Raw genomic sequence first — 25,957 nt, 5'->3', positions numbered from 1 at the left:
AAGCGAGCATCCGCGCGCGACTTATCCACCGCTAATGCGCGGATCGTCCGATCAGTTCGGTACGGGGAAGCAGGAGGTGGAGGTCAGGTTCGCCGGCGCGACGGACTGGGGCAGCAAGGTCATCGCACCCTTCTTGAAGGGTACGGAGATGGTGGCCTGCGCCATGCCGCTCTGGCCGTTGCAGGTCGTCGAGGGGACGACCGCCACCATCGTCGTGGTCAGCGCCATTGCCGAGCGGGTGTTGCCGCGGCTGACGGTCCAGCTCTGCACCTCGGCCGCCGTCGTGCATCCCGTGGGCTTCAGCGCGGCGCAGCGGGCGGAGGCGGTCGCCAGTTCGTTCAGCGCCTGCTTGGCGAAGATCATCCGACCGCCGTCCAGCAGCAGGAACAGCATCATCAGGAAGGCCGGGGCCACGATCGCGAACTCGACGGTGGTGGCACCGCGCGCGTCGGCGGCGAAGCGACGCGGCAGGCTCATTGCAGCCGCACCACCGCATATTGGCTGATCGTCTTGCCGCCGAGATAGCGATCGGGAACGATCACCGCGCTATAGGGCGTCGTCGCGGCGATCTTCAGATAATTGCCGGATACGGCCTGCGAACCATAAGCGGAGCAGCTGGTGTTGCAGGCTGCGGCCAGTGCGAAGGTTCCGGTCGAGGTGATGCAGCTGCACTTGCCGTCGCCGCAGCTCGTCGTGCCGTTGCAGGTGATCGCCACGGTGGGCGCGACCTTCACGCCGGAGAAATTGCGGACATAGTTGCTGATCGCGGACGTGTCGCTCGCCACCTGCTGGTTGTAGGCGAGCATCGCCGCCTGCTCGACGGCGGAGCCCAGGCGCAATTTCTGCTGGATGTAGAAGCCGAAATCGAGCCCGACCATCAATGTCGCGAACAGGAAGGTGGAGATCAAAGCGAACTCCACGGCCGCCACGCCGCGCCGGTCCCGGCCAAGGCGACGGAGAAGAGAGGTCAGGGGCGTCATTGGATCAGGCTCACGGTGGCGCTGCCGCTACCGCTGCCGTTCGACAGGCTGGAGCAGTTGGCGGTGTTGACGGTGCCGGACCCCGTGACCGAAACCGAGTTGACGACGAGCATCATGCAGGCCGAGCCGTTGCCCGAGATGGACGAGCCGCCGGACGAGCTGAACGCGGAATTGGGCGCATAGATCAGGCCCGAGGCCTTGCCGTTCGATCCCGCGCTGATGCCCGTGGCGGAGGAGGTCTTGGTCAGGATCAGCATGTCCGTTATGCCGTAGCCGCTGGATGCGGTGGGTGCGGCAAGATCGAACGAGGTGCCGCCCGCGAAATTGAACGAGCCGCCCAGCGCGAAGGTGACGTTCACGCCCGTCATCGCCCCGCCCGTGCCGTTCGTCCAATCGCCGCCGACGACATAGAGGCCGTCCCCCATGATCGCCGAGCCCTGCAGCGCCAGATTTCCTTTCACCACATGCATGGCCGATTTGGGGAAGACGATAGTGGTGCCACCCGCCGTGCTGATATAGCCGCTCGCGCTGAACGTTCCGGCCGCCGCCGTCGGCGCCGAGCAATCGGAAGTGAAGCAGGCATCGCTGCCGCCATCGACCGAGATGGCCTTGGGATTGCTGGAACTGCCGTCGTTCCCGATGATCACGGTGTTGGTCGCGGCCGTATTCACCCGCAGATGCGCGCCGCCCGAAAGCGTGAGCGCGCCGACGAGATTGAAATTGCCCGTTCCCATCGTCAGCGATTTGCCGCCGCCGATCGAGATCTGGCCGAAGCTGTGATTGCCGTTGCCCATCGTGATCGGATCGTTGGCGCTCACCGTGAACGTGCCGGTGATGGTGATGTCGCCATCCCCGAACGTCATCGTCGCGCCGGACATGTTGACGTTGCGGAAGGTGAGCGTCGATCCGCTGAGAAACTTGATCGAGCAGCCCCCGCCGATCGTCAGATCGCGGATCGTGTAGGTGCCGGCCGGGATCGTGTAATTGCAGCTGCCGTTCGTGTACTGATTGAAGCCGCTGCTGCTCTTGCCGCCCCAATCCGATGACCAGTCGGTCGAGCTGGTGTTGGAATATACGGTCGGCACCACCAGCGGGCTGGTGCAGTTCTTGTTCCCGCCCTGATAGTCCGGATCGTTATTCCCGGTCAGCTTGTTCACATAGCAGAGCGCCGTCTGGACGGCGGTGCTGTTTTTCACCGTGTCCACCGCGGCGTTGGGCTGCGTCTTGATGTTCTTGGCGACCGGCGTGGTCGTGATCGCGTTCTGATTGTAGGAGGCGGCGGTGTCGGCGATCGCCTTGCCCACCACCTGCTTGGCGGTGATCTTGGCGCTCGAATTGTCCGACGCGATCGTGCCGTTGCTCGTGACCGAGCAGCCCGGCGCGCTGATGCTGGCGCCGCCCGAGGCCGTCACGCTTGTGGTATTGGAAGAGAGCGCGAGGATGCAGGCGGGCGTCGTATTGCTGACGAGCGACGCATAGGCCGCCGTCGTCACGTCATAGCTGCCGCTGTTCACGACCGCGCGAGCCAGCGCGATCGGCACGGGGGTGGTGATCACCACCTTCAATGCGCTCTGGCCGTTCACCGTCACCTGCGAGGCGGTCGCCACGCCCGAGGGAAGCCCGTTGGCCACGGCGATATCGTTGGCCGCGTCGGTGGCGACTTTGATATCCTGTCCGCCGGCCTTGTACGCCACGGCGGCGCCGAGTGCCGCCATATCCGCCGCGCGCTGGTTGCGGATCTTGGCGGCATAGCCCGTGCCCAGTTCGACCGCCAAACCGGACATGGCCAGCACCGAGGACAAGGCGAGAGCGCCGAGGACCGCGATGGATCCCCGATCGCTTCGCATCAAGCGGCGAAGCCAAGAATGGCGGATTAGCGATCTAAACACGATGTCAGGCTGTTAACCCGACAGCGTTAACGAGGTCCTTCGCCGAGCAGTTAATTCGAAAATGGACCGAACTGCCGGCCGCATCGGCGATCGTGACACGCCGTTTTCAAGGCCGCTTCACAACAGCGCATTCCGATGCCATCGCGTCGCCATGACCGACGTCTCGCCCCTCGCCGTCCCCTTCCCCGCTCTGCCGCCGATCGCGGGCGTCCGCGTCGCCGTCGCGCGGGCGCATTACAAGACGTGGGATCGCGCCGATCTCACGTATGCCGCGTTCGATCCGGGCACGGTCGTCGCGGGCGTGACGACCAGGAGCAAATGCCCTTCGCCCGAGGTGGAATGGTGCCGCCAGGCCCTGGTGCTGGGGCAGGCGCGCGCGCTGGTCGTGAATGCCGGCAATTCCAATGCCTTCACCGGCCATCGCGGGCGCGCGGCGGTGGAGGCGATCGCGGCGCGCGTGGCCGGCGCCACCGGCTGCCAGCCCTCCGACGTGTTCGTCTCGTCGACCGGCGTGATCGGCGTGCCGCTGCCGATCGACAAGGCCGAGGCCGGGATCGACGCCGCGCTTTCCGCCCCCGAGGCGAGCTGGCGCGAGGCGGCCGAGGCCATCTCCACCACCGACACCTTCCCCAAGGCGGCGATGGCGACGGCGGTGATCGGCGCCACCACCGTCTCCATCGTCGGCATCATCAAGGGTTCGGGCATGATCGCGCCGGATATGGCGACGATGCTCGGTTATCTCTTCACGGATGCCGCGATCGAGGCGCCGTTGCTCCAGAAGATGATGGACGGCGCCAACGCCGCCACCTTCTCCTGCATCACCGTGGATGGCGACACGTCCACGTCGGATACGGTGCTGGCCTTCGCCACCGGCAAGGCGGGTAACGCCCCGCTCGCCAGCATCGAGGATGAGGGCGCCGACGCATTCCAGGCGGCGATCGCCGACGTCTGCCGCCAGCTCGCGCATCTGGTGGTGCGCGACGGCGAAGGCGCCTCCAAGTTCATCGCGGTCGAGGTGGCCGGCGCCACCTCCGACGAGAGCGCGCACCGCATCGCCATGTCGATCGCCAACTCCCCGCTCGTGAAGACGGCGATTGCGGGCGAGGACGCCAATTGGGGGCGCGTCGTGATGGCCGTCGGCAAGGCGGGCGAACCGGCCGAGCGCGACCAGCTTTCGATCCGCTTCGGCAGCACGCAGGTCGCCACCGGCGGCCTCGCCGTGACCGGCTATGACGAGGCCCCCGTTGCCGCGCATCTGAAGGGGCAGGAGATCGAGATCGGCGTCGATCTTGGCCTCGGCGAGGGCCGCGCGACCGTGTGGACCTGCGATCTCACGCACGGCTACATCTCGATCAACGCGGATTATCGCAGCTGATGAGCGCGTCGCTGATCGCGCCCGTCGCCGCTTTGATGCGGCAGGTGGCAACGGATGTCGTCCTTCCCCATTTCCGGGCGCTGGCGGAAAGCGACGTGATCGAGAAGGCGCCGGGCGATTTCGTCACGGTGGCCGATCGCGAGTCCGAGGCTCGACTGGGCGAAGGCCTCGCGAAGATCCTGCCCGAGGCGCGCATGATCGGCGAGGAAGGCGTCGCGGCCGATGCGAGTCTGCTCGACGGGATCGGCAGCGGCCTCGTCTGGATCGTCGATCCGATCGACGGCACGAACAATTATGCCGAGGGCATCACGCCCTTCGCGATCATGATCGCGCTGGTGGCGGACGGCGAGACGCAGGCCGGCTGGATCCTCGATCCGGTCAGCGGGCGCCTGCTCCATGCGGTGAAAGGCGGCGGCGCGTATGTCGACGGCGCGCGGGTCATGACGAAACCGACCGGCAGCCCCCTGCCCGTCGCCGCGCTCGCCACGCAATTCCTGCCTGCGGACGTGCGCGCCGATTTCGAGCGACGCCTGCCGGGCCGGCTTGCCAACGTGCCGGTCCCGCGCTGCGCGGGCGAGCAATATCCGCGTGTCATCCTCGGTCAGAACGACGCGGCGCTTTTCTGGCGCGCGTTTCCGTGGGATCATGCGCCCGGCGAACTGATCCTGACCGAAGCAGGCGGCAAGATGGCCCGCTTCGACGGCTCGCTGTATCGCGTCGACAAACCCGGTTTCGGCCTGCTCGCCGCCGCCACCCCCGCGCTGTGGGATCAGGTGCGCGAGATATTGCTGGGGTGATCGCTCACGGTGCTCCTGTTTTCGCAGGAGCACTGATTGGCCTGACTTATGGCTTCTGCTGCACAACCGGAGCAGGAGCCGCTACAGGCTCGGCGACCCGCGCGGCAGGCGCCGGCACGGGTGGGGGCGCCAGCAACGCCGCCGTCTCGATCCGGTCCAGCGCATTATGCACCAGCACATAGCGCCGCGCGGACGCCATCCAGTCCTTCGCCGCTGCCGCCCCCGGCAACCGGGCCACTTCGGTCAGTGCCAGTTCCACCTGCCCCTGCTCCAGCGCGAGGCGCGCACGATCGCGGCGATCGTCCGGCAAGGCGGAGGGCGTATCGGCGCGGCGGATCACGAAAAGCGCGCTCATCTCGCGGCTGAACCCCTTCCACCAGCTTTCCTGCGGTGGTCGCGCGACCAGCGATGGCGAGAGGGCGACGAAACCATCCTGCAGGGACGCCAAGGTCACGGGGCGCTGGGAAGAGGCGATGGTCATCGCCACCGCCTGCGGCTCGACCCCGCCGAAATGGTTGCGGAGCATCGTCTCCAGATAGCCGAGTGGCTGGCCACGATCGATCACGCGGCGCGCGGCGAAGGCCACCAGCAGCGCCTCGGCCCGATCGGCATTGCCGCTGGCCTCGCGCGCCTGGCTGTCGATCGCCTCGACCCGGGCATCGAGCGCATCGACCCGCTGGATGATCGCGGGATCGGTGACGGCGTTGGGCGGCGCCACGAACAGCGGCGTGGTGCGGATCGGCTTGGGCGGCACGGGCACAGGCAGCGCGGGTTTCACCAGCAGCGCCAGCTTGCTCCAGTTATGGACGGCATAGCCCATCGCCACCCCGCCGCCCGCAAAGGCCAGCAGGATCGCGAGCAACGGCGTCCACACGCGCCGTCGCGGTTTTCCGAGAAAATCCCTCTCGTCCATCACACCCCTGCGCGGTCCTGCATCCCCGCCTCTGTCTGGCACAGCAGCAGTGCCGCCGCCAACAGGGCCTCGTCTGTGGGCAAGGCGGCGAGACTTGTCGAGCGCCAACCTTCTCCCGCCGCCCGTGCGGTCGCGGCGCTGATGGCCGCGATCGCGATCGAACCGCGCGGAATTTCGCCCTCCGCGACGAGGCCGGAGAACAAGGCGGCGGCGCGCGGAGAATGGAGCAGCGCGATGGCGCCATCCGCCAGCGCCCGCCGCGCCTCATCGGGCAGGCGCGCCACCGGATCGGCGCGATAGACGATGATCCGGCGCAGTTCGCACCCGTCCTGCGAGATCGCGCGATGATCGGCCCCGGCCAGATGCAGCGGTGTCCGCACGCCATCGGCAGCGGCATGCGCCAAAAGCGCGGCGCCATCGGAAAGGCCGGCGGCGCGTACCGAGAGCCCGGCTTCGCGCGCCGCCGTCGCCGTCGCGGCGCCCACCGCATAGACGGGAAGCCCCGCCAGATCCGCCAGCCCCGGCCCCGCATGACGGACGGCATTGGCGCTCGTCAGGATCAGCGCGTCATGATCGGTGGGATCGGGCGCCTGCCACGCCACCGGTGCCACCGTGAACAGAGGCGTGACGATCGCCTCGTGGCCGAGCGCGGCGATCCGCTGGGCCGTGGCGCGCGCGCCCGGCTCGGGACGGAGCACCAGCAGGCGCATCAGCCCGCGAAAAGCGCGCGCAGGGCCGGATCGGCGCGGGCGAGCAGGTCACGACCCAGCGTAGCCGGCCCCGCCGGATCCTCCGCCGCGAACACGGCCTCGCCGCCGACCTGCGTTTCCCCGGCCTCGCTCAATATCTCGGCGCGCAGGCGGATCGTCTCGCCCTCCTCCACCGCCAGCGCCGCCACGGGCGAGCGACAGTCCGCACCCAGCGCCGCCAGAAAGGCGCGCTCGGCCGCGACGCAGCGATGCGTCGGGCCATGATCGATCGCCGCGATCAGCCGGGCGATCTCCGTGCGGGTCGCCAAAGTCTCGATCCCCACGGCGCCCTGCGCGGGCGCGGGCAGCATCGTTTCGATCGGGATCGCATGGCCGATCTCGGCCCGGCCCAGCCGGTCGAGCCCCGCCGCCGCCAGCAACGTGGCGTCCGCCTCGCCCTGCTTCAGCTTGGCCAGCCGCGTATCGACATTGCCGCGAAACAGCACGACCGAGAGATCGGGACGCAGCCGGCGGAGTTGTGCGGCGCGGCGCGGCGACGAGGTGCCGATGCGTGCGCCCTGCGGCAGCGCCGCGACCGTCTCCGCGCCGATCAGCCGATCGCGCACGTCGGCACGGGGCAGCATCGCCGCGATGACGATGCCTTCGGGCCGAATCGTCTCGACGTCCTTCATCGAGTGGACCGCGAAATCGACATCGCCGTCGAACAAGGCGCGATCCAGTTCCTTGGTCCACAGCGCCTTGCCGCCGACCTCGGCCAGCGCGCGATCCTGGATACGATCGCCGGTCGTGCGGATCGGCACGATCCGGATCGCTTCCTCGCTCCAGCCGTGCGCGGCACGGAGCGCGGCCGAAACCATATCGGCCTGCGTCAGCGCGAGCGGGGAACCACGGGTGCCAAGTCGAAGCGGAAACATGCAAGCGCCTGTACGCGTCCGCGTCGGGCGATCAAGCGGATCGTTCCCGAGGTGCAACCGATCCCACCGATCGTATCGCCCGTCGGAGCAGGCCCCTTCTTTCGTCTCCGGGAAGGAAAGACGCTCGACTTGCCGGATATTTTGCCATGGCAAGGATTCCGCAACCATCTTTGGTGGTAAACGGACTTTCCATGCGGGCGTGCTGACGGCATAAGCCCGGATGGGGTCATTTGAAGCGGTAGGGGCGTGATCGGGCGGTGAGCGCGCAATTCAAATTTCCGCGTTTCTTCGTGACGACCCCTGCGCCGTGCCCGTATCTGGCCGGGCGCACGGAGCGAAAGGTCTTCACCGAACTCGCCGGACCGCATGCCGCCGAGCTGAACGAGGCGCTGGGCCGAATCGGCTTCCGCCGCAGCCAGGGCGTCGCCTACCGGCCGAGCTGCATCGATTGCCAGGCCTGCGTGTCCGTCCGCGTCGTCGCGGGCGAGTTCAAGGCGAACTCCACCCAGCGCAAGCTGATGCGCCGCAATGCCGATCTCGAGATCAGCGCCTGCCGCCCGTGGACGACCGAGGAGCAATATGGCCTGCTCCGCCGCTATCTCTCCGCGCGCCATCCCGGCGGCGGCATGGCCGAGATGGACGAGCTGGATTTCGCCGACATGGTGGAGCAGACGCCCGTCACCACCTTCGTCGTCGAATATCGCGAGCCCTCCACCAACGGCCGCCCCGGCCGCCTGATCGGCGCCTGCCTGACCGATCAGCAGTCGGACGGCCTGTCGATGGTGTACAGTTTCTTCGAGCCTGATCTGGAGGACCGCCCCGGTCTCGGCACCTTCATCATCCTCGATCATATCGTCCGCGCCAATGCGGCCGGCCTGCCCTACGTCTATCTCGGCTATTGGGTGAAGGGCTCGGCCCGGATGCAGTATAAGACGCGCTTCCAGCCGATGGAGCGCCTGAGCCCCAATGGCTGGCGCCGCCTCGACGTGGCGGACGTGGAGCCCGGTGCGCCACCCATGCCCGGCGGCTTCAAATTCCCGCGCCTCTGATCGGGGCATTCACCGCCTGAACGGAGCGGATCGGCCTGCGCGGAGCTGACCCGCGCGAAATCATGCTCTTCTCGCCGATCCCCACGCAGCCCCGCCGACAGACGGGAAGAGAGGCGGTCGCCCGCCCCTCTCCTGTCGATCGGTCTAGCGGGAAAGCAGCCCGCGTGCCTGCGCCGCGATCTGCGCGAGCATCGCCGCAGTCACGGTCGGCGCACGCCGCGCCCGATCGACGAGCTGGACGAACTGCGCCACCGCCGTCTCATTCTCGGCCAGCCACACATCCAGCGCGGCCCCCGGATTGTCTCCGCCCAACCGGGCGAAGAAATCGAGACGGAGCTGCTCGAAATCGCGCGCGAGGCCGGCGCTGAGCAGTCGCTCCCACGGATCGGCCGGAACGAAGCGCACCGCCGCCGATTTCGCCCAATCGATGCCGAGCGTCTCGCCCAGCCGCACATAGGCCTCGGTCAGCGCCATTTCGTTCTGTCCGATCTGGGCGCCGAGCGCCGCCGTGCCGACCGCGCCGTCCAGTTCGAACAGCTGGACGATGCGATCCGCGAGCGCCTCGTCACCACCAGCATCGACCAGCCGCGCCTGCAGCGCCTTGGCCTGCGTCCGGGCATCGTCCCGCAGGAGCGAGTCCAGCCCTTCGGAAAGGCGATCGAGGCCCGGCTTCAGATCGCGCACGATCGCTTCCGGTTCGATCCGTCCGCCGCAGGCCCGGAGAAGATCCGCGACATGCAGCCGCGCACCATGCCCCGCCATGTCGAGCAACAGCAGGCGGGCGCTTTCGCTCATCGGGGCATCCTCGATCTGCGCGAACAGCGCCTCGAAGCCGAGCAGGGCATCCGCCGCGAAATAGGCCGCGGCCACGTCGGCCAGCGTGACGCCCTCTTCCTCGGAAAGCTCAAACGGCCCGACGAGGCCGAGCCGGTTGACCACCCGGTTCGCCATCTTGGTGGCGACGATCTCCGGCCGCAGCCGGTGCGCATCGATCGCTTCGGCGAAGCGCGCCTGCATCTGCGGCGGGAAGGCGGCGCGCAGCAAAGGCTGGAACCAGGGATCGGCCGCGACTTCGGTGGCCTCGATCGCCGCCTGCAGCGCGAGCTTGCCGTGGCTCAGCAGTACCGCCAGTTCGGGCCGCGTGAGCCCGCGATCCTCGCGCGCCCGCCGGAACAGGGCCTCGTTCGGCTCGATCCCGTCGACCGCGCGATCGATCCGGCCCATGCCTTCCAGGATCTCGACGACGCGCACCTGGCCCGGCAATGCGGCGGCACCGCCCCGCTCCGCCAGCGACAGGCCGAGCGTCTGGAGGCGATTATCCTCCAGCACGATCCGCGCCACTTCGTCGGTCATGCCGGCGAGGAAGATGTTGCGCTCCTCGAACGGCAGGCGCCCCTCGTTCATCTCGCGATTGAGCGCGATCTTGATGTTGACCTCATTGTCCGAGCAATCGACGCCCGCCGAATTGTCGATGAAGTCGGTGTTGATGCGCCCGCCACGCTCGGCAAAGGCGATGCGGCCGGCCTGCGTGACGCCCAGATTGGCGCCCTCGCCCACCACCTTCACGCGCAATTCCTCGCCATTCACGCGGTGCGGATCGTTGGCGGCGTCGCCCACCTCCACATTGCCTTCGGCCGCGGCCTTCACATAGGTGCCGATGCCGCCGAACCAGAGCAGGTCGGCCGGAGATTTCAGGATCGCGCTGATCAGCGAGGAGGGATCGAGCGCGGACTCCGTGATGCCCAGCACGGCCCGGATTTCGGGCGAGAGCGGAATACTCTTCTGCGTGCGCGGGAAGATGCCGCCGCCGTCCGAGATGAGCCCGGCATCATAATCCGCCCACGAAGACCGGGGCAGCGCGAACATGCGCGCACGCTCTTCCCAGCTCCGCGCCGCATCGGGCGTGGGATCGAGGAAGATGTGGCGATGATCGAAGGCGGCGACCAGCTTCAGCGACTTCGACAGCAGCATCCCGTTGCCGAACACGTCGCCGGACATGTCGCCGCAGCCGACGACGGTGACGGGATCGGTCTGAACGTCGATCCCCATCTCCTTGAAATGACGCTGGACGGAAACCCATGCACCGCGCGCCGTGATCCCCATCGCCTTATGGTCATAGCCGACGCTGCCGCCGCTGGCGAAGGCATCGCCCAGCCAGAAGCCGCGCTCCACCGCGATCGCATTGGCGACATCGGAGAAGGTGGCCGTGCCCTTGTCGGCGGCGACGACGAAATAGGGATCGTCGCCATCGCGGATCGTCACGCCGTCCGGATGGACGACGGCGCCTTCCACCAGATTATCCGTCACCGACAGCAAGGTACGGATAAAGATACGATAACTCTCCGTCCCTTCGGCCAGCCAGGCATCACGATCGGTGGGCGAAGGCAGTTGCTTGGGATAGAAGCCGCCCTTCGCCCCCGTCGGCACGATCACGGCATTCTTCACCACCTGCGCCTTCATCAGGCCCAGAATTTCGGTGCGGAAGTCGTCGCGACGATCGGACCAGCGCAGGCCGCCGCGTGCGATCGGGCCGCCGCGCAGGTGGATACCCTCGACGCGCGGGCTGTAGACCCAGATTTCGCGCCACGGACGCGGGCGCGGCAAATTCGGCACCTCGGCGGAATCGAGCTTGAAGGCGAGCGCCTCCTCGGAGGCCGGTGTGAACGCGTTGGTCCGCAAGATCGCCAGCACCAGCCCGCGCAGGCGCCGCAGGATGCGATCATCCTCGATCGAGGCGACGGCCGCGAGGCCCTCGTCGATCCGGGCGAGTTCGTCCGCCCCGTCGCTGGCGTTCTTCGGATCATGCCGGGCGTGAAAGAAGGCCAGCAAATCCTTGGTAACGCTGGCGGAGCGTGCCAAGGCATCGGCCACCGTCTGCAGACCATAAGCCAGGCCGGTCTGCCGCAGATAGCGGAACCACGCCCGGAGGAGTAGCACATCGGCGGGGCTCAAGCCGACCGAGACGACCAGCGCGTTGAACGCGTCATCCTCGGCCTTGCCTTCCAGCACCGCCGTGATCGCCGCGCTCACATTTTCGCTTCGCGCCAGCACGCTGTCGACGATCGCCGCATCGCGCGTCTCGAGCAGGAAATCGTGGATATAGGCCTGCCGCTCATCGGCCATGCGCGTCGGGCGCTCCGACAGGACCGTGAAGCCGAAATTCTCCAGCACCGGCACGGCCGACGACAGCGACATCAGTCCACCGAGACGATAGGTCTTGAGCCGCAGCCGCTTCGCTTCGCCGTCCGCAGCGGGCGCGATGCGCGTGCCGCGGGCGCGTTCGTCACCCAGCGCATCCAGTTGCAGCGCGTCCGCCGCGGCCTCGGCCGGCCCCTCGACATTGCGATAGGCGGCGGGAAACTGCTCGGCCCAATCGATCGTCAGGCGGGCGGCGCGCGTAGCATTCACCGTCTGGCCCAGCGCGATCTCGACGGCGGGGGCCCAGCCGCGCAGCATCGCCTCGATCGCGTGATCCAGTGCCGCGACATCGGGCATCGTCGCGCCCGCGCCCGGATCGAGCGTGAAACGCAGCAGAGCGAGATCGCCCTCTCCCCCGGTTTCCAGCGACCAGCTGGAGACGGGGGCCTCCGTCGCCTCCGACAACAGGTTGCGGATCGCCACGCGCAGCGCGGTCGACACAGCCTCGCGCGGCAACCAGACAAAGGCGTAAAGATGCCGCCGCAGCGGCCCCGCCGCGATCACCAGCTTCGGGCGCGGGCGATCCGCCAGCGACATCGCCGTGAGCGCCACGTCCTCCAGTCCATCCGGCGCGAGCCCGACCAGCAGATCGTGCGGCAGCGCCGACAGCGCATGGCGCAGCGCCTTGCCGGCATGGGCCGCCGGATCGAACCCATATTTCTCCTCGATCGAACGCAGCCGGGCGCGCAGCACCGGCACCTTGTCCGATGGCGAGCGCAGGGCTGCGCTGGTCCACAGGCCGACATGGATGGAAAGCGCCTCGACGCCGGTGTCGCCGCGAACCGGCACCACCAGCATGTCCAGCGCGCCGCGACGATGCACGCGCGCCTGGCGATCGCTCTTGATCGCCAGCGGCGCATCGCCGCCGCGCTCGAACCAGCGGAAGGCTTCGGCGCGGGCCGCATCGGTCCAGAGCGGATCGCCGTCGCGTCGCAGGATGCCCAGCCCGTCGCGGCACGAGCCGTCGCGTGCCTCGACATGCGCGCCCAGCAAGGTGAAGTGGCGCTCCAGGAACCAACGTAGCAAGGCGGCGCCCTCGCCATCGGGCAGCGTCGTCGCGGCATCGCGCAGCGCCAGTTGCATGCGCGGCCAGTCCTCCACGGCCAGCCGCACGTCGCCGAGCGTGCTGCCGATCTCGCTTTCCAGCGCGCGGCGTGCCTTCGCGTCGGCGCGATCCGCCTCGATATAGATCATCGATTCCCGGCGCTCGCCGCTGGCCTCGCCCCGGATCAGCTCGATCAGGCGCCCCTCGCCATCGCGTCGCGCGGCGACGACCGGATGCAGCAGCCGGTGGATATCGATGCCCTGATCCGCCAGCGCGCCGGCAACCGAATCCACCAGAAAGGGCATGTCGTCATTGACGATCGCAACGCGCATCCGGCGCCGCGCGCCCTCGCCCCCGATCGATTCGATCCGCAGCGCCGCTTCTCCGGGGCGCCGCTCCGAGGCGGTTGCCATCACGAAGGCCGCAGCCTCCGCGCGGCTGGCCTCATCAAACCCGTCCGTTTCGCCAGGCAGTGCTCCACTGGTCAGGGAAGCGGCGATGGCCTCCCCCATCGACTTGTCCAAGATCATCTCCGTTCCGGCTTCGGCGAGTTCCGCATCCATGCATCCGCTCCTCGGGGCGGCCATCGGTGCGGCCACCCTCGTTCCATGCTGTCATGGGAGGGCGATATGCGCTTCGCCGGTTATCAGCACAAGCGGAGCGACGAAGCGGGCCTGCCGCCGGATATCAGCGCGAGGCGCGGCGTTTCGGCAGGGTTCGCGAGTCCTTGTCGCGCCGGGGAGCGGGCGCCAGCAGATCGGCATCGAGCGACGACAGGCGGAAACGCATGCGGGTCGGCTCCGCCTCGGGTTCCAGCGCGGCGTCCTGCTGGGCGATGAACTCGGCGAGCCCGCCCGGCAGCCCGTCCAGCCAGCTGGCCAGCTCATGCCCGCCGATCGCGAGCAGGCGGGCATGCTCGATGGCCTGCTCGATCAGCGGCAGTTCGGGTGCGTCATCGAATACGGACAGAAGCGTCCCGGCGGTCTCGTCCGTCGGCAGATCGGCCACGGCGTCATAGGCCGCGCCGATGGCGGCATGGAAATGCGTGCGCGACCGCGTGCGGTCCATGCCCGCCAGCGCCTTCCAGGTGCGGGCCGAGGCCAGCCTTTCCTCCGGCGTCGCCGCTGCGGGAAGCCGCCGCGTGACGGGATCCGCGGACCAGGGCGATCCACCGTCCGCCGCGCGCGGCGCGGTCGGCAGGCTGGCTACCGCGGCCATGATCTCGCGGCCCGGATGTTCGGCCGCCACCTGACGCCAGCTGATCACGCCCAGCACGTGCGCGATCGCATCATCGTCACCGGCGATGGGCAGAAGAATGCCCCGGAAGCAGCGGCCCAGATCCTCGCCCGCCGGTGCTTCAGCCTCGAAGCCGACAGGCGCGCGCTGAAGCGCCACGGTCGGCAGCCTTACGAGAAGCTCGTCGATCAGGCTGCCGGCCGGAATTTCGGCATTGGGAACCTCCTCGACCAGATCGCGGCCGACCGCACGGATTCGCGCCGGCCTGTCGCCCTTGGCCAGATCGATCAGAATCATCTGACGCGCAAAGCCGGCCTCGCTCAGATCGGCGCAGTCTTCCAGACGCGGCATCGGGCGGCCATCGGCCCGCGCGCGCCAATAATGGAACGCCCGCACATGGAGCCGGCGCTCGCTGCCGATGATAGGCAGCGGCTCGAAGGTTGGGCCGGCATCCGTTCCCGTCCCGTCCCGTCCCGTCCCGATCGCCATCGTAATCCTGATCCCGCCAATCGTGAGCGCCCCCGCGCCACGGAAATACCGATGCGCTTTAAGGGTTGCTGAAAGGTAAACTGAACGAGCCGCTTGCGGTCTCCGAAAAGCCCGTATAGGGGACGCGCCGGACGCCGCTTTAGCTCAGCTGGTAGAGCATCGCATTCGTAATGCGGGGGTCACAGGTTCGAGTCCTGTAAGCGGCACCATTGGGCCATCCGTGGCCATTCAGAAATTCGCTGAAAACCATTGGAAAATATGGTAAAATCGCTCTCGGCAATCCGGGAGTGTCCGCTCGAATTCGTCCCCATCCGGACGATTTTGGGGGCCTTTTTGGGGCCACGAGCGAAACCCGAATTTCTGGTGGCCCCACGTCCATGGCTCTCACTGCGATCGAGGTCCGGAACGCCGAATCAAAGGCGAGTCCCTATAAGTTGACGGATGAGCGAGGCCTGTTCCTCCTTGTCCAGCCATCCGGCGCCAAACTCTGGCGGCTGAAATACCGTTTCAACAGGATCGAGCGGAAGATGTCGCTCGGCCAATATCCTGAGGTTTCCCTCAAGGATGCCCGAGATCGTCGGGACCATGCCCGCCGCATGATCGATGAAGGGCAGGATCCGCTCGCCATCCGCCGCCGCGAGAAGCTCGCCGGCGAACTGAGGGCGGCGACCACGTTCCGCCTGGTGGCCGACGAGTATCTCGAGAAGATGGAGGCCGAAGAGAAATCGGCCGCCACGATGAAGAAGGCGCGCTGGTTTCGCGACCTGCTCGATCGCGACATCGGCCCCCTGCCCGTGTCCGACATCACGCCGCAGGAGCTCCTCGCCGCGCTTCGCAAGCTCGAGCGGCGCGGGCACCGCGAAACGGCGAACCGGACGCGCGCTTTCTCGTCTCGTGTCTTTCGTTATGCGATCGTCACGGCACGTGCCACCGCCAACCCGGCCGATGTCCTGAAGGGGGCCCTGATCGCACCGCGCGCCAAACACCATGCGGCCCTCCTGGATCCCAAGGATGTCGGCGAGTTGTTGCGGGCGATCGAAGGTTATGGCGGCCAGGCCGAAACCCTGTTCGCGCTCAGGATCGCGCCGCACGTCTTCCTTCGCCCGGGTGAGCTCCGGCAGGGCGAGTGGAGTGAAATCGATTGGGATGCCAGCGTCTGGCGTTTGCCGCCGCATCGCATGAAGATGAAGCAGCCGCACGTCGTGCCGCTCTCCCGTCAGGTGCTTGCGCTTCTTAGAGAGCTCAAGGGAATGGCGCGAAGCACGAAATATATGTTTCCGGCCCTCAGTTCGACCGTGCGGCCGATGTGCGAGAATACCCTGAACGCGGCGCTGCGCAGGCTCGGCTACGGGAAGGAGGATATGACCTCACACGGTTTCCGAGCAACCGCCTCCACCTTGTTGAACGAATGTGGTCTTTGGCATCCGGACGCGATCGAGCGCGCGCTTGCGCATGGAGAGCGGAATGGAGTGCGCGCGGCCTATCACCGTGGGGCGCATTGGGACGAGCGCGTCGAGATGGCCCAATGGTGGTCGGATCACCTCGACCAACTTCGCGCCGGCGCGAAAATCCTGCGGCCGAGCTTTGCACCCGCTGCGGCCACAAGAGGGGCCGCATATTCCCGGAGGAGCCTCGCAGGAGGTGTGCGGCGCGGCGCGCTCTGAACGTCAGAAACGACCGTCGTCGCGGCTGCCGGATCGGTCTGGAGTCGCTAGGGGCGAGAGACCGAGCAGCCTCTGCAAGCTGTCCACTTTGATGAGCGTTGAAGAGCCGATCTTGACGGTCTCGATCTCTCCAGCCTTGATCAGCTCGTAAAGCTTTGATCTCCCGATCCCTGTCATTTTGATCGCTGCCGGGATGCGAACCGTAATGGGTTCCCAGGCGATCGCGAACGGGGATGCGTCCAAAGCCGTTCGATTGACCGAATTCGCGCGACTGGCGGACGCCTTCGGCAGTCTTTCTTCCGGTTTCATGACCTACTCCTGCAGTGATGGGCTGGCGGAACCGCGTGCCGGATGGCGGTGTCACCGGTCTTGGTCGGTGGCGATGCGCCCCGCCCGAACACAGTCTCACCAAATCGGCTGATCATCTTGCGCGCTACGTTTTGGGCGTAGGTGCGTCCGTGGCGGGGGTCTGGAGAATGGTACATCCCGATCGCGGACCAATAATCGCCGGCGCGGGAAAGGGCTGTGAGGAACAGCCAGCTCGCGACCCGGACATTGAAACAGGTGTCATGAGCTAAGGCCGCGTGGATCTGATCGTCAGGCCGTCTCGTGAGAGCAGCGAGCCGGACAACCCACTGGCTGTTGATCTGCAAGGGACCAAGGTCGCTCGAGCCATCCCTGTTTCGGATTTCCGCGCCTTCCCAGCCTCCCTCCTGGTCTCGAAGTCCCCAAAGCGTCCGTTCAAGCCATTGGTGACCGGCGGCTGCCGTCAAAATGCAGCTTCCGACCCTTTGCTCGTGGCTGGCCGTCAATGGGATCGCCCCTCGGATGGGAGTCGAAGAGGCAGCCGATACAAACAGGCAGGCGGCCCCGAGGCACGAAAGCCTGGCAAGCCGGCGCTCTGGGGCTTTATCGCTCCGGTGAATGAGACCGCGCATGATGCACGCTCCTTTCGCCCGAGGGACGAGGATCACGGTCAGCCCTGGTCTGGGTTTGCGTGGAAAGCCGAGCCAGCAAAGCGTCGAGCATTTCGGCGATGGACCGGGCACCGCTTGCGAGGCGGTCGGTCAAGTTCGCAGGCGCACCCCGACGATCTAGCCTGGCTGCGAGAACCCTATCCCGAAGCTCCTGTCGTGTCTGGATCTGCTCGGCACGAAGCCGATCGATTGACGGCGCATGGCGCCGGGCGAGCGCGTCACGACCGTCGCGGCCGAGGCGCCCAAGCCCTTCGATCGCGGATGTCTTCTCGCCGCTGAACCGATCGAGCTTCTCGACCAGCCGCTCGGGATCTTCGGTCCAGAGCTTCACACCAAAGCGGGCGCGGGTGATGGCGGTGTAATAATTCTGGCCGTTCACCAGCGACGAATTTACCGGAGCGAGCACATAGGCGCGTGCATAAGTTTTGGACTGGGACGAGTAGACCGTCTCGGCATAGCCATGATCCCAGGTCTTATGGACCGAGAGATCGACGTCCCGGGCGCGGTCGCCGCGGTCCCATCTGATCGTCGCCACTGCGCCGCGCATCTCGACGACAGTCCCGCGCTCGGCATTCTTGAGATCGAGATCGCGGCTGACGAGGCGCCATTGGATGCGGTCGCCGGCGGCAAGATCGCGCTCCTCGCGGTTGAAGACGTTCACATGGCGCGCCGAGCCCACCCGCGGGTCCCATCGGATCATCCGCCCATTCTCGTCGACCAACTTCACGACCTGGCGGCCGTTGGCATCGCGACCGGTGCCGACGACGCGATGTTCGCTGTCGCGCGCGATCCCGAGCCCGGCATTGTCGCGCCCGAACGTCACCACCTGCCCGCCAGAATAGAAGCGCGCGACCTGCTTCTCCTGATCCGACATTCCGGCCGACGTCAGGATCTGGAGCCGGGTGTCCTCTGCGGCCACCACCCCTTCCCGCCTCAGCGTTTCGCGAACCTGCGTGTTGACGACGAGCCGGGTCGCGTTGTCGAGCACAAGGATGTTGGTGGTCGCCCGGCTCTCGGGCTTCAGTCGCGTCCATTCGGCGACGAGGCTGCGGGCGAGTTCGTCGGCCCCCTCCCCGCTCGTCACCTTGTCGAGATAGGAAAGCGAGGCGGCGTGATTGCCGAGGCGCGCCTGCGTCACCGCCGCCTTCATCGAGCGGGTTTCCTGGCGGAGGGATTCGGTGAGCTGCGCGGTCGGAAGGCCAAGCCGCTGCATCAGCCAGAAGGGCTTGCCCTGTTCGATCGCGCCGGTCTGCTTGTTGTCGCCGAGAATGATCAGCCGGGCACCCGTCTCCCGGCTGATTTCGAGCAGGCGCTGCGCCTGGCGGTTGCCGAGCTGACCCGCTTCGTCGACCACCAGCACATGGGAATCGGTAATGCCACGCCCGCCGCCGGCCAGCAGGCTCGCGACGGTCCGCGACTCGATGCCGGCGATATCGCCGAGGTTGGCGGCGGCGGACGATGTCGGGGCCAAGGCGATCAGCGTGGTGCCGGGCTCGGCTGCTTCGCGCAGCGAACGGATCAACGTCGATTTGCCCGCGCCTGCGACACCATGGATCCCAGTCACGCGATCGCGCGATGTGGCGATAGTGACCAGTGCCTGCTCTTGGTGCGGGGTGAGCCCGGCCCCCTCCAGGGCAACCAGCAATCGATCGGCCGACGCGATTGGCCGCGCATCATCGAGCGCCAGCGCGAGATGCTGAGAGAGCGCCATCTCCAGCTTCGCGGTCCGACGCGTGGTGCGCCCGCGCGTGAGCGTGCGATCGCCAGTCGGCTCGCGCGTCGCGAGCAGCTTGGCGCGCGCTTCATGCGCTGCAAGAAGCGGCCGGACATCCTCAAGCCGAACCTCGCCGACGTGCGAGGCCAGACCTATGCGGATCATCTCGCCGAGGTTGCTGACCGCCTCGCGGGTATCGGCCTGCCGGATCCCGAACAGTGCGGCCCGACGCGCGTCGGACAGTGCGCTGAGCTCCTCGCGATCGGGTCTCCCGTTGGCGCCCTCCAATGTCGCGTCGAGCACCTTGCGATAGGGCTCCGCCCGCGCGGCCCAGCGCGCCTTGAGCGAGCTGAGGTCCGTTTTCTCCTTGGCCGGCCGGGTCTCGTAGAATGACCTCCGGCGCGCTGCCTGCCCCGTCAGGCCAAGCTCGCGCGCGTGGATCTCGATCTGTTCGGCGCGCTGCGAGGTCTCGGTGATGAAGGACTTCGGCACGCCGATGATCTCGAACAGACCGCGGCGCGGATCGAATTCGATCTCGTAGCCAAGGTGGCGCAGGCCGTGGGCCAGCTCGTTCCGATAGACCTGACCGGCCACCATCTGCTCTGCAAACATGGCGCGGGTCTCGAGGCTCGCGATCGGCGCGCCATCCTCGCCATTGGTCATGTTCATGACGACGACGTGGGTATGAAGATGCGGATCGAGCTCGCGGCTCGCATGCTCGGTGAAGAGCGCGAACAGGAGTCGACCGGTCGTGTGGTGGACGATCTCGCCCGAGTCACGCCGACGGAGCGCTGCGTGCTCCTCCAGATACGAAAGCGCGGTCCCAACGGCGCGTTCGTGCGCTTCGGTGATGCGCTCGTCGCCCATAACGAGCGCCATGATCGAGACCGACTTGGGCGCGTTGACGGCGAAGTCCCAGCCCGGATGATGCTCGATCTGGCCGTCGCTGCGATGACGGCCGAGCTGCTGGTCGCCGATTCGACCGGCGAGAAGCTCCTTGAACGTCGCGGGATCCACCGCGCCTTCAAGGTCCAGCTCTTCGGCCAGCGCCCCACCCCATTGTGAAGGCTCGTCGGCGCCCTTCCGGTAGTAATCGCCGACCGTGTAATAACGCGCGACATTGGCCGGACTGCCCTTGAGGCGACGCGGATGGATCATGCCGGCCGAGCCCGGTGCGCCGGGCCATTCTCGCGGTCATAGACGTCGACCTCGATCCGGATGCGGCCTCGCGCGGGAGCCAGCAGTTCGGCTGTCGGGCCGGCTGGCGTGGGGACCGGGTCGTCGATCTGGACGGAGGGCTCGGGCTGAGTGACCTTGTCGATAACCTCGTCCGGCGCGTCGATGGGGTGTTCAGGCTCGAAATCACCAGCGGGATCGTCGTCGGGCTCCAGCGCGGGTGTAGCGATCTCACGAAGCCGTTCGGCATCGGTATCGCGCTCGGGCGACCGGTCCCGCTCGATGAAACCCTCCGCCACGGTCGCCACCGTGTTGAAGCTGTCGGCGAACCGGACGACGGGAAGGTTGCGCCCGAACCGCAGGAAGCCCGACAGGTTGGGAAGGTTGGTGACCTCGGTGTGCATCACCAGCGGCCGCGTCACCTGGATGCGCGATAGGTTCACGCCGTCTCGCATATCGTTGACGCCATAGGACATGCCCTCGTTGGCCTCGACCTGCTCGACCTGGCCGAGATTTTCCGAGACGTGCTTGGCGGTCAGAGTGTCGTTCGCGCGGAGCGCCACCCAGGTCGAGCAATAGCCGGTGATCGCGGCGGCATCCTGAATGCCGTAGGTCGCCTCGAGCTGCGGATAGGACTGGAAGCCGAGGATCCCGCAGCCGCCATATTTGCGGGCTCGAGCGAGGAAGTCGGAGAGCGACGGCAGCTTCTGTAGCGTCGGCAGCTCATCGATTACACAATAGAGACGGCGGTCGCGATCGGGCGCGAGGCTCATGATCGCGGAGATGGCGATGTCGAGCCAGACAGTGATGAGCGGCCGGAGCGACGGCAGCTGGTCGGCCTTCACCGAGATAAAGAGCCAACCGTCCCCGTCTTCATTCTCGACCCACTCGCGGATCGAGAGACCTTTGCGCGTATCGTCGAGGTAGGAGAAGCTGCGCATGACCGATGCAAGCTCGGCCTGGATGCCGGCCGAGGTCCGCTCACCTTCGGTGCTGATGAACGCCGCCGCATCGGTGCCGGCGGCGAAGGCGGCGAGATCCTTGAGTTTCGAGCGTAGCAGGCGATCGAGCAGGACCGACACCAGCATCTGCTTTTCGCGGGCGAGTTTGCGCAACACCGCGACCAAAGTGCCGCGCGCCGCCTTGGCCCAGAATGGGTCGCCCGCCTTGTCCGGGATCGTGGATTCGGCGATCTGATCGTAATGATAATCGCGGGGGACGTCCCCCCAGGGTGACCAGCGGCTGGTCCGGCAGTCTAGCGGGTTCAGGATGACGTCCACGCCGGGCCGATAGAACTTCTCCACGAAGGTGCCGGCCGTATCGTAGACGATCGCGCGACGGCCATCTTTGCGGACGCCGTCGAGCATCTTGACGATGATATTGGTCTTGCCTGTGCCGGGTGCGCCGCAGAGCAGGACATGTTCCGGCTCGAAGATATCCGGAATGGGCACACTTCCGATCGTGAAGCTCCCCATCCGATGGCGGCGCAGGATGCGTCGGACCTCGTTTACAGTCCCGAAGCGCGCGCCGCGCAGATATTCGTTCGATCCTAAGCCGCGTCCGGTGCGCGTGAAGGAGTACCAGGCAAAAAGCAGGGCCAGCAGCGAAAAAGCCCCGGCGACCAGTGCTCCGTGCAGCACTTGGACCTCAAGCGAATGCAACGTGCGCTTACCAAGCGACGACGCCATGAGCCAGTCCGCCGACGTCCAGTAAACCCGGCCGCCCGGCGTCTTGAAACGGACCGGGTCGTTGGTCCCGGCGGCGGCGTCGGTCTTTAAGGTCGCCTCGATAAGCTTGACCGCGACGTACCGCTCGTAAGCCGTGCAATGCTCGAGCGCCCACCAGATTGTTCCGACCACCCAAAGCGCGATGCCGGCGACCATTGTCTGCATGAACACCTGCGTGGTCATGCGAACATTGTGGACGATCGCCTGTCCGCCCCGCGTCCACGAACCCAGCGCGTCGTTGCGGAAGATGCTCACCGGTCTCGCTCGGGATCGAGCAAGCCGCGCTGGCGGAGCATCGTTTTTGCCTCGTTCATGCCGCGAGCGAGCGTATCCGGCGCGCGATCGCCGACCGATGTCGCAAGGATCGACAGGATCTGGATACAGGTCGCGAAGATCTCGTCCTGCGAAGAGTAGACGTAGCGATCAGATGGGTCGGCAGCCTGCTCAAGGACCGATCTTGCGAAGGCAGAAAGCGAGAGTCCCGCGCCAGCGGCGCGCACTTGCAGCCGTTCGCCTAAAGCGGGGTCCAGTCGAACACTGATGCGCGACATTCGAGCCTCCGAAGAGACTCGGTCGCAGCGGTCCGAAGCGAAATTACTATATCGTCAGTCCGTTCGCCTCGCAACTTAGACCGCGTCGAGCGAAGATCTTAAATCAAGACTGCACCTGCTTTACGAAGATTCGTGGCGCGGCATCGACCTCTGCCACGCCGTTCTAAAATCCTCTTGGTTGCCTTACCATACCGGCGCCGGCCGATCCGGCCTCAATGGGTATAGGCGGACGGCCTCTGCTTTTAGCGAAGCTTCGGCGAGCGGAGAGCGGCATATATTTCAGAGACAAACCTTGCACACGCAAACGAATGAGCGGCGATCTCCCAGTTACCCGTTGTGGTATGGAAACCACGGATTTCTATCACTATAGCTGGTCGGCACAGGCACCAGAGCCTTCACAGGCTGAAAGAGGGCTTCAAATCGTCCATTCGCGATTGTTCCAGCGCTTCCTGAAGCCGGACGTCCGTCTAGGAAACGTCGGAACGCCGATATATCGATTATCGCTGATGTAATGGTCGATATATTCAAAGCCGCAAAGTCAGGGCACCGGATCAATGGCGCGGTCGAGCAATTCGCGCACCTTGGCGGCGAGCGTCGCAAAGGTGAAAGGTTTGGAAAGGAGGTCCACCCCGGCCTCCAGTCGTCCGTCACGCATAATTGCGTCACGCGTATAACCAGAATTGAACAGCACCTTGAGTCCCGGCTGAAAGGCAGTCGCGGCGGCGACAAGTTCCGGCCCGGACATCTCGGGCATGATTACATCGGTCAACAGCAACTCGATCGAGCGATCCTGCCGTTCGAGCAGGCGCAAGCCAGTCGCGCCATCATGAGCTTCAATCACCCGGTAGCCGAGCTCGCGCAGGATGCCGACCGTATAAGCGCGGACATCGTCGTCATCTTCGACCACGAGGATTGTCTCCGAGGCACTCCCCATCGGCAGTTGCGCCTCGATCGTCTCAGCGAGTTCGACGAGCTCACTGAGCGCGCGCGGCAGAAAGACCCGCACCGTCGTACCTTCGCCCAACACCGAGGTGATTTCGACACTACCGCCCGATTGTTGAGCGAAGCCATAGACCATCGACAGCCCCAGGCCGGTGCCCTTGCCGACCTCCTTAGTGGTGAAGAACGGTTCGAACACCTTGGCCACTGTCTCCGGCGACATGCCAACCCCGGTGTCGGCGACCTCGATCGCGACATAGTCGCCCGCCGAGAGACCTCCGGCATGTCCGGAGGAAATGGTAACATTCCTCGCGGTGACGGTGAGCGCACCACTGCCGCCCATCGCATCGCGCGCATTGACCGCAAGGTTGAGGATCGCGTTCTCAAGCTGATGAGGATCGGCCTCGATCCGCCACAGATCGGATGCGCTGATGATCTGGATCGCGACGGCCTCGGTAATCGAGCGGGTGAGCAGATCCGACATGCCGGCAAGCAGACGCGCAACGTCGATCGCCTTGGGATCGAGCGGCTGCTGGCGTGAGAAAGCGAGCAGGCGCTGGGTCAGCGCGGCGGCACGCTCGGCGCCCTTCAGCGCATTGTCGAGCGAGCGCTTGGCGCGTGGATCGGACGAGGCGTCGAGCCGACGGCTGACCGTGTCGATATTGCCGATAATAATCGTCAGCAAATTGTTGAAGTCGTGCGCGATGCCGCCGGTCAGATGACCGACCGCTTCCATCTTCTGCGCCTGACGCAGCGACTCCTGTGCCTGCTGGCGCTCGGTCACCTCGGCCTCGACGCGGGCTTCGAGCGTCTCGGCGAGATCGCGCAATTGCGCTTCCTGCTCCTTCGAGCGGGTAACGTCGTAGATCACACCGATCAGGCGATAACCGCTCCCCTCGCGTACCACCTCGCCACGCCGGGCGATCCAACGCTCTGCGCCATCATCGGCGCGAAGGATGCGGAATTCGGCGTCGAGCGCGACCTGGGCGTCGGGCAGCGCGCCGCCGCTGATCAGCGGGGCCTCGCCGGCGACCAGCACGCCATTGACGGTCTGGACCGGCAGGACAGGAGTGGGATGAAGCCCGAGTAGCCGGCAGAATTCGTCGGAGACGGCGACGGTCGCGAAGCCATCGCTATATTCGAAGGTGCCTACCCCGCCGGCGGTCTGTGCGATACGCAACCGCTCCTCGGTGCGCTTGCGGTCGGTGACATCGACTAGGAGCCCGGTGAAGCGGACAGGATTATCGTCTGCGTCGAAGATATTCTGGCCGCGGCCGTGCATCCACAGGGTCGCGCCGTCGGGCGTGACGATGCGGAATTCCTTGGAAAAGGTCTCGGCACCGCCGAGTATGCCCGCGACCGCCACTCGGATGCGCGCGCGATCCTCGGGATGCAGTGCCGTGAAGAAGCAGCGCGTTTCTACCCCCTCGCGCGCATCGTCGAAGGTCAGACCGTAAAGATCGGCGAAATGCCGATCGACATAGAGCCTGTCGGCAAGAATGTCCCAGTCCCAGGTGCCGCTCGACCCAGCGGCCGCCCGGATCGCCATCATGCGCTGCTCGATGCTGGAGGCTACCGGATCAGCCATCGTCGCCGACGACGCGCGCGATGAATTCGTCGAGCAGATCGCGCAAGATCGCGAGCGATGGTAGATCCATCAGCATCGCGATGTACCCCCGAATGTCGCGCTGGCGCACGGCGAAGTCGATATAGAGAAAGAGGACGAGCCCTTCCTGCCCCTGGCCCTCGGCCACCTCGAACAGCGTAGCGCCATTACCGCGCAGCACCTCAGGTATGGTCATGGTCAGCGAGCGCTTGAGCATGTTGGCCATCGTTGCAAGGCAGGAATTGAGGATGACATTGCCGGTCTCGGCCAGCGCCTCGTGCTCCATCTCGAGCACTTCATCGGGGCTCAGCTCGTCCCCAGTCACCGCGCGCACCAGCTCCAGGCTGTTGGCCTCGGGAAAGATCAGCAATGCGCGGCCGGAGAAAGCACCCGCGAACGACTGGCGTACAGCAACCAAAGCTTCCAGTTCGCGCTCGCTGATCAGCCGCGCCGCGCGCGGCTGGCTGACGATCTCGATCGACGGCACCGAGAGGTGGACCTCATGGCCGACCATCTTGCGCAGGCTCGACGCCGCGCGGCTGACGCCGATGTTGACGATCTCGGTGAGGGCGTCGCGCTCCAGCTCGGTGAGCGCGATGAGCTCGGGGCTCACGAAGCGCTGCGCAGCCGCAATGCGGCGCCAGCAATGAAGCCCGATAAGCCGTCAGCGGTGACCGGCTTGGCCACGAATGTCGCGCCAATCGCGCGAGCACGGGCAATCACCTCGTCCTGGATATTGGCGGTGATGATAGCGATCGGCAGATCGGGGAAAATGGCGCGCAATTCGCCGGCGAGTTCGAGCCCATCCTTGTCGGCCATATTATAATCGATCAAGGCCATGTCGACCGGCGTGCCGGCGATGATCTCGTGCGCCTGAGCAGCGCTGCCCGCTTCGACCTTGGCCCAATCGGGCTGCAGTTCGGCAAGTGCCTTGGCTGCGACGATGCGCGCCAGCTTGCTGTCATCGACAATCAATACATTCACGGCCACGCCGGTCTCCGACCATAT

At 66.3% G+C, this 25,957-nt stretch carries 19 protein-coding genes and 1 tRNA gene; 5 read left to right on the top strand and 15 right to left on the bottom strand.

Annotated elements, in window-relative coordinates; genetic code table 11:
- Positions 1 to 51: 51 nt before the first annotated feature.
- From HL653_RS17905 to HL653_RS17895, 3 genes are read right to left on the bottom strand one after another with little or no spacing between them, the layout of a single operon-like run.
- On the bottom strand, positions 52 to 477 hold the full coding sequence (locus HL653_RS17905) for a TadE/TadG family type IV pilus assembly protein (protein ID WP_171745716.1): 426 nt from the start codon (positions 475 to 477) through the stop codon (positions 52 to 54).
- A complete protein-coding gene (locus tag HL653_RS17900) occupies positions 474 to 980 on the bottom strand; it encodes a TadE/TadG family type IV pilus assembly protein (protein WP_171745715.1) in 507 nt (168 codons plus the stop codon). The genes HL653_RS17905 and HL653_RS17900 overlap by 4 nt, the downstream gene beginning before the upstream one ends.
- Positions 977 to 2,830 carry a pilus assembly protein TadG-related protein gene (locus HL653_RS17895; protein ID WP_171745714.1) on the bottom strand — a complete coding sequence of 618 codons (1,854 nt, stop codon included), beginning with the start codon at positions 2,828 to 2,830 and terminating at the stop codon, positions 977 to 979. The genes HL653_RS17900 and HL653_RS17895 overlap by 4 nt, the downstream gene beginning before the upstream one ends.
- A gap of 190 nt (positions 2,831 to 3,020) precedes the next feature.
- Here HL653_RS17895 and argJ point away from each other — a divergent pair, with 190 nt between their 5' ends.
- The gene (argJ, locus tag HL653_RS17890) at positions 3,021 to 4,244 is read left to right on the top strand and encodes a bifunctional glutamate N-acetyltransferase/amino-acid acetyltransferase ArgJ (protein ID WP_171745713.1); all 1,224 of its coding nucleotides are present in this window, start codon (positions 3,021 to 3,023) and stop codon (positions 4,242 to 4,244) included.
- Positions 4,244 to 5,041, top strand: a complete 798-nt coding sequence (locus HL653_RS17885) for an inositol monophosphatase family protein (protein ID WP_171745712.1) — start codon at positions 4,244 to 4,246, stop codon at positions 5,039 to 5,041. The genes argJ and HL653_RS17885 overlap by 1 nt, the downstream gene beginning before the upstream one ends.
- Positions 5,042 to 5,087: 46 nt before the next feature.
- Here HL653_RS17885 and HL653_RS17880 read toward each other — a convergent pair whose 3' ends face one another.
- Genes HL653_RS17880 through hemC form a run of 3 tightly spaced genes read right to left on the bottom strand, consistent with a single transcriptional unit; the run spans position 5,088 to position 7,578 of the window.
- Entirely contained in the window at positions 5,088 to 5,915 is an 828-nt protein-coding gene (locus HL653_RS17880; protein WP_253717015.1) for an MICOS complex subunit MIC60, read from the bottom strand.
- A 38-nt stretch (positions 5,916 to 5,953) separates the two neighbouring features.
- The gene (locus HL653_RS17875) at positions 5,954 to 6,664 is read right to left on the bottom strand and encodes a uroporphyrinogen-III synthase (protein ID WP_367613572.1); all 711 of its coding nucleotides are present in this window, start codon (positions 6,662 to 6,664) and stop codon (positions 5,954 to 5,956) included.
- On the bottom strand, positions 6,664 to 7,578 hold the full coding sequence (gene hemC, locus HL653_RS17870; protein ID WP_171745710.1) for a hydroxymethylbilane synthase: 915 nt from the start codon (positions 7,576 to 7,578) through the stop codon (positions 6,664 to 6,666). Before hemC ends, HL653_RS17875 begins: the two co-directional genes overlap by 1 nt.
- 257 nt (positions 7,579 to 7,835) lie before the next feature.
- Between hemC and HL653_RS17865 the strand changes: the two genes are divergently transcribed.
- On the top strand, positions 7,836 to 8,627 hold the full coding sequence (locus HL653_RS17865) for an arginyltransferase (RefSeq protein WP_171745709.1): 792 nt from the start codon (positions 7,836 to 7,838) through the stop codon (positions 8,625 to 8,627).
- A gap of 144 nt (positions 8,628 to 8,771) precedes the next feature.
- On the opposite strand, the gene HL653_RS17860 is transcribed toward HL653_RS17865, so the two are convergent.
- The gene (locus tag HL653_RS17860) at positions 8,772 to 13,433 is read right to left on the bottom strand and encodes an NAD-glutamate dehydrogenase domain-containing protein (RefSeq protein ID WP_171745708.1); all 4,662 of its coding nucleotides are present in this window, start codon (positions 13,431 to 13,433) and stop codon (positions 8,772 to 8,774) included.
- 124 nt (positions 13,434 to 13,557) lie between these two features.
- On the bottom strand, positions 13,558 to 14,595 hold the full coding sequence (locus HL653_RS17855) for a hypothetical protein (protein ID WP_171745707.1): 1,038 nt from the start codon (positions 14,593 to 14,595) through the stop codon (positions 13,558 to 13,560).
- Positions 14,596 to 14,728: 133 nt separating this feature from the next.
- Between HL653_RS17855 and HL653_RS17850 the strand changes: the two genes are divergently transcribed.
- Together HL653_RS17850 and HL653_RS17845 are read left to right on the top strand one after the other, a co-directional pair.
- Positions 14,729 to 14,804 (top strand) — tRNA-Thr (locus HL653_RS17850).
- Positions 14,805 to 16,259: a tyrosine-type recombinase/integrase gene (locus HL653_RS17845; protein WP_367613571.1), complete on the top strand. Its 1,455-nt coding sequence runs from the start codon at positions 14,805 to 14,807 to the stop codon at positions 16,257 to 16,259.
- A gap of 3 nt (positions 16,260 to 16,262) precedes the next feature.
- Here the strand turns inward: HL653_RS17845 and HL653_RS17840 are convergent, their stop codons facing one another.
- From HL653_RS17840 to HL653_RS17810, 7 genes are all read right to left on the bottom strand, one after another.
- On the bottom strand, positions 16,263 to 16,568 hold the full coding sequence (locus HL653_RS17840; RefSeq protein WP_171745706.1) for a helix-turn-helix domain-containing protein: 306 nt from the start codon (positions 16,566 to 16,568) through the stop codon (positions 16,263 to 16,265).
- A 600-nt stretch (positions 16,569 to 17,168) separates the two neighbouring features.
- Complete coding sequence (mobF, locus tag HL653_RS17835; protein WP_171745705.1) at positions 17,169 to 20,108, bottom strand: MobF family relaxase; 2,940 nt, start codon at positions 20,106 to 20,108, stop codon at positions 17,169 to 17,171.
- The gene (locus tag HL653_RS17830; RefSeq protein ID WP_171745704.1) at positions 20,105 to 22,108 is read right to left on the bottom strand and encodes a type IV secretion system DNA-binding domain-containing protein; all 2,004 of its coding nucleotides are present in this window, start codon (positions 22,106 to 22,108) and stop codon (positions 20,105 to 20,107) included. Before HL653_RS17830 ends, mobF begins: the two co-directional genes overlap by 4 nt.
- Positions 22,105 to 22,404 carry a ribbon-helix-helix protein, CopG family gene (locus HL653_RS17825; protein ID WP_171745703.1) on the bottom strand — a complete coding sequence of 100 codons (300 nt, stop codon included), beginning with the start codon at positions 22,402 to 22,404 and terminating at the stop codon, positions 22,105 to 22,107. Before HL653_RS17825 ends, HL653_RS17830 begins: the two co-directional genes overlap by 4 nt.
- Before the next feature lie 538 nt (positions 22,405 to 22,942).
- The gene (locus HL653_RS17820) at positions 22,943 to 24,931 is read right to left on the bottom strand and encodes a hybrid sensor histidine kinase/response regulator (protein ID WP_171745702.1); all 1,989 of its coding nucleotides are present in this window, start codon (positions 24,929 to 24,931) and stop codon (positions 22,943 to 22,945) included.
- Complete coding sequence (locus HL653_RS17815; RefSeq protein WP_171745701.1) at positions 24,924 to 25,562, bottom strand: chemotaxis protein CheX; 639 nt, start codon at positions 25,560 to 25,562, stop codon at positions 24,924 to 24,926. Before HL653_RS17815 ends, HL653_RS17820 begins: the two co-directional genes overlap by 8 nt.
- Positions 25,559 to 25,939 carry a response regulator gene (locus HL653_RS17810; protein ID WP_171745700.1) on the bottom strand — a complete coding sequence of 127 codons (381 nt, stop codon included), beginning with the start codon at positions 25,937 to 25,939 and terminating at the stop codon, positions 25,559 to 25,561. Before HL653_RS17810 ends, HL653_RS17815 begins: the two co-directional genes overlap by 4 nt.
- Positions 25,940 to 25,957 lie beyond the last annotated feature (18 nt).

The organism is Sphingomonas sp. AP4-R1 (assembly GCF_013113735.1).
Classification (GTDB): domain Bacteria; phylum Pseudomonadota; class Alphaproteobacteria; order Sphingomonadales; family Sphingomonadaceae; genus Sphingomonas_I.
The sequence above is the reverse complement of the archived record's forward strand: the minus strand, read 5'-3'. Positions and strand labels throughout refer to the sequence as shown.

Bases quoted from the DNA above. Each gene is read 5' to 3' on its own strand.
- HL653_RS17905 (WP_171745716.1), bottom strand. From the start codon at position 477: ATGAGCCTGCCGCGTCGCTTCGCCGCCGACGCGCGCGGTGCCACCACC.
- HL653_RS17900 (WP_171745715.1), bottom strand. From the start codon at position 980: ATGACGCCCCTGACCTCTCTTCTCCGTCGCCTTGGCCGGGACCGGCGC.
- argJ (WP_171745713.1), top strand. From the start codon at position 3,021: ATGACCGACGTCTCGCCCCTCGCCGTCCCCTTCCCCGCTCTGCCGCCG.
- HL653_RS17885 (WP_171745712.1), top strand. From the start codon at position 4,244: ATGAGCGCGTCGCTGATCGCGCCCGTCGCCGCTTTGATGCGGCAGGTG.
- HL653_RS17875 (WP_367613572.1), bottom strand. From the start codon at position 6,664: ATGCGCCTGCTGGTGCTCCGTCCCGAGCCGGGCGCGCGCGCCACGGCC.
- hemC (WP_171745710.1), bottom strand. From the start codon at position 7,578: ATGTTTCCGCTTCGACTTGGCACCCGTGGTTCCCCGCTCGCGCTGACG.
- HL653_RS17860 (WP_171745708.1), bottom strand. From the start codon at position 13,433: ATGGATGCGGAACTCGCCGAAGCCGGAACGGAGATGATCTTGGACAAG.
- HL653_RS17855 (WP_171745707.1), bottom strand. From the start codon at position 14,595: ATGGCGATCGGGACGGGACGGGACGGGACGGGAACGGATGCCGGCCCA.
- HL653_RS17840 (WP_171745706.1), bottom strand. From the start codon at position 16,568: ATGAAACCGGAAGAAAGACTGCCGAAGGCGTCCGCCAGTCGCGCGAAT.
- mobF (WP_171745705.1), bottom strand. From the start codon at position 20,108: ATGATCCATCCGCGTCGCCTCAAGGGCAGTCCGGCCAATGTCGCGCGT.
- HL653_RS17825 (WP_171745703.1), bottom strand. From the start codon at position 22,404: ATGTCGCGCATCAGTGTTCGACTGGACCCCGCTTTAGGCGAACGGCTG.
- HL653_RS17820 (WP_171745702.1), bottom strand. From the start codon at position 24,931: ATGGCTGATCCGGTAGCCTCCAGCATCGAGCAGCGCATGATGGCGATC.